The following is a 3,469-nucleotide window of genomic DNA, read 5'->3' as shown; positions in this document are numbered from 1 at the left end:
GTGCCCGACGTGGTGCTGGCCCTGGCCCTGAGCTTCGGCATTGTGGCGCTGGCCCGCCCGCAGCGCACCGACGAGCGGGTGGAGCAGTCGGGCCGCGGCATCGACATCGTGCTGGCCCTCGATGTGTCGGGTTCGATGGAGATTCAGGACCTACGCCCCAACCGCCTCGAAGCCGCCAAAAAGCTGGCCACCGATTTCGTGAACACCCGCGTGGGCGACCGCCTTGGCCTCGTGGCCTTCGCCGGCGAAGCTTACTCGCTGGCTCCCCTCACCACCGACTACGACCTGCTGCGCGAAGACCTCGCCGGCCTGCGCCTGGGCCTCATTGCCGAAGATGGCACCGCCATCGGCACGGCTCTGGGCGTGGCCGTGAACCGCCTGCGCGAGTCCACAGCCCGCTCGAAGGTCTGCATTCTGCTCTCGGATGGCGAAAGCAACGCCGGCAGCCTCGACCCGCTGCTGGCCGCCCAGCTGGCCCACGCCTTCAGCATCCGCCTCTACACCATCGGGCTGGGCAAGGATGGCTTCGTGCCCTACGGCCAGGATTCGCTGGGTCGCACCCGCTACGTGAGCACCCGCCTCGACGAAACCACCATGCACGAGCTGGCCGCCGCCGCCGACGGCCGCTTCTTCCGGGCCACCGACACGGGCGCGCTGCGCGAGGTGTTCGCCCAAATCAACCGCCTCGAAAAAACCGAAATCAAGCAGTACCGCTACCGCAACATCACCGACCTGTACCGCCCGTACCTCTGGCTCAGCATCGGCCTGTGGCTGCTCTGGCTGCTGCTGCAAAATACGTTTCTAAGCAACCCGCTGGAAGATTAATTCTCTGAATGTGAAAAGATGAGAAATATGGAGATGTGCTTCTCGACACGGCTTTGCGCCACAAATAGCACCTCTCTATATTTCTCGCCTTTTCACATTTTTCACATTTACACATCATAACCATTGTCCATCGCCGATAACATCCACCGCATCCAGGCCGAGCTGGCCGGCACCCGCGCCCGCCTCTGCGTCGTTACCAAAACCCACCCCATCGAGAAGCTGCGCGAGGCGTACGACGCCGGCGCCCGCTGCTTCGGCGAAAACCGGCCGCAGGAAATGGCCGCCAAGCACCCAGAGCTGCCCGCCGACGTGGAGTGGCACCTCATCGGCCAGCTCCAAACCAACAAGGTGAAGCTGCTGGCCCCCTTCGTGCACACCATCCAAAGCATCGACAGCCTGAAGCTGCTGCGCGAAATCAACAAGCACGCCGCCGCCCACGGCCGTGTCATCAACGGCCTGCTGCAATTCCACATCGCGCAGGAGGAAACCAAGTCCGGCCTCACGCTGGCCGAGGCCGAAGAAATCCTGACTTCCGACGAGTACCGCCAGCTCAAAAACGTGCGCCTCACCGGCGTGATGGGCGTGGCCACCTTCACCGATGACGAAGCCCAGCTGCGCCAGGAGTTCCGGCAGCTGCATGGCTACTTCGACCACCTCAAAGCCACGTACTTCGCTGATGACGAAGCTTTCCGTGACATCTCGATGGGCATGAGCGGCGACTACGCCCTGGCCGTGGCCGAAGGCAGTACCCTGGTGCGCGTGGGCAGCGCCATTTTCGGGAGTAGGGGATAGGCCCGTGCGCGCACTGCGTACCGCTGCGTAAACCACTGCGCCCACTGCGGGAAACACCGTTAGAACAACCCCGGAACCACAACGGTAGAAATTCGCCTATCTTCCGTCCCCTAAATTCCCGCCATGCCTGCCACCACCGCGTCTTCGTTGCCCCCGCCGGCCATTGCGGCCAACCAGCACATCTACGACGACTATTTCCGGGAAGACTTCACCCAGACGCTGGACGAAAACATCCTGCAGCTGCTCGACCGCGTGTGGTTTCGCTCCGAGCTGGTGGGCTTCGAGCCTTTCCCGCAGCGCAACAACCCCGACCGGCCGCTGATTTTCGCCAGCAACCACTCGGGCATGGCCTTCCCCTGGGATGCCATCGTGGCCCTCTCGCACCTCTGGCGGCACCTGCTGGATACCAAGGGCACCATCCGTGACCTGCCGCGCCCGCTCTCGGCCCCGCTGCTCTCGCAAACGGCCCTGATGAACCCCTACCTGGTGCGCGACTTTTGGAAGAAAAACGGCTGCGTGGATGCCACGACGCTGAATTTCGAAACCATGATGTACTACCAGGACCACAACCTGATGCTCTACCCCGAGGGCGTGCCCGGCATCGGGAAGGGGTTCAACCGCAAGTACCAGCTGCAGCGCCTGGCTACCAGCATGGTGCGCCTGGCCCTGCAGCACGGCACCGACATCGTGCCCTTCTACACCATCAACGCCGAATACCTCAACCCCTACGCCTACAGCTTTGAGCCCATCAACCGGCTCACCAAAAAAATCGGCATTCCGTTTCTGCCGCTCACGCTGCTGCTGCTGCTGGTTATTGTGCAGCCCTGGGCCTTCTACCTGGCCTTCCCCGCCAAGCTCATCTTCGTGATGGGCACCCGCATCCGCCCCTCCGACCTCACCGATAAAACCGTCGACGAGCTCAGCCGTGAGGAGTACCTCGACCTCAGCGAGCAAATCCGCCAGCGCATGCAAACCGAGATGGACGCCGCCGTGGCCGCCCACGGCCAGAAGCCCTACCGCTGGGCCGAGCTCTGGCAGCGCATCAAGGAAAACCGCCGCTACTTCCCGTTCTTCCTGCCCTTTGCCTGGCCTGCCCTGTTCACCGAGTTCGAGCGCCTCTACGTGAAGGAGGGCCGCCGCAACTTCCACATGCAGCTCGATAAGCCCGGCGCGTGGCTGCGCATGCTCTGGCGCAACCCCATCACCCTGGCCTACTTCATCCCCGTATTAGGCTGGATTCCGCTGGCCATCAAAGGCTACCGCGGCAACAAGCTCGGCCAGAAGCAGCAGGCTTACCGCCGCAGCTAGCATATTGTTTAAAAAAAAGAACGTCATGCTGAGCGCAGTCGAAGCATCTCTACTGCGTAACTAACTACTACCGTTGCAACGAAGCGGTAGAGATGCTTCGACTGCGCTCAGCATGACCGTCCGACGGCCTGCTTCCCACCTGCTCTCTCCCTAAAATCCCACCCGCATGCCCTCGTTCCAACACCTGCTGCTCAAGCAGTTTCTCACCGCGGCGGCGGCTCCGCTGGCGCGCCGCAAGCCCAGCGTGGGCGCCATTCGCCTGGCGATGGAGGCCGGGGCCCTGTTCCAGTTCATGCCCTGGAAGGTGAATCTGGAGAGTTTCAAGATAGATAACCGGCTGGAAGCCGAGTGGCTGCGGCCCCGCGAGGCGCACCCCACGCGGGTGCTGCTCTACCTGCACGGCGGCGGCTACGTGCTGGGCTCGCTCAATACGCACCGCAGCCTGGTGGGCAGTCTGGCCCTGCGCACTGGCCTCAACGTGCTCACCATCAACTACCGCAAAGCGCCCGACCACCCGTTCCCGGCCGCGCTCGACGATGCCCGA

At 63.1% G+C, this 3,469-nt stretch carries 4 protein-coding genes; all 4 read left to right on the top strand.

Features of this window, described 5'->3' with window-relative positions:
• Positions 1 to 825 (top strand): VWA domain-containing protein (locus tag ACYVDE_RS17800; protein WP_460502897.1); only part of this gene is annotated, 825 nt, incomplete at its 5' end.
• A 123-nt stretch (positions 826 to 948) separates the two neighbouring features.
• Entirely contained in the window at positions 949 to 1,617 is a 669-nt protein-coding gene (locus tag ACYVDE_RS17795) for a YggS family pyridoxal phosphate enzyme (protein WP_460502896.1), read from the top strand.
• Between the two features lie 123 nt (positions 1,618 to 1,740).
• The gene (locus tag ACYVDE_RS17790; RefSeq protein ID WP_460502895.1) at positions 1,741 to 2,925 is read left to right on the top strand and encodes a lysophospholipid acyltransferase family protein; all 1,185 of its coding nucleotides are present in this window, start codon (positions 1,741 to 1,743) and stop codon (positions 2,923 to 2,925) included.
• 166 nt (positions 2,926 to 3,091) lie between these two features.
• The coding region (locus tag ACYVDE_RS17785; RefSeq protein WP_460502894.1) for an alpha/beta hydrolase at positions 3,092 to 3,469 on the top strand (378 nt) is incomplete at its 3' end.

It is taken from the genome of Hymenobacter agri (assembly GCF_054778495.1).
The sequence above is the reverse complement of the archived record's forward strand: the minus strand, read 5'-3'. Positions and strand labels throughout refer to the sequence as shown.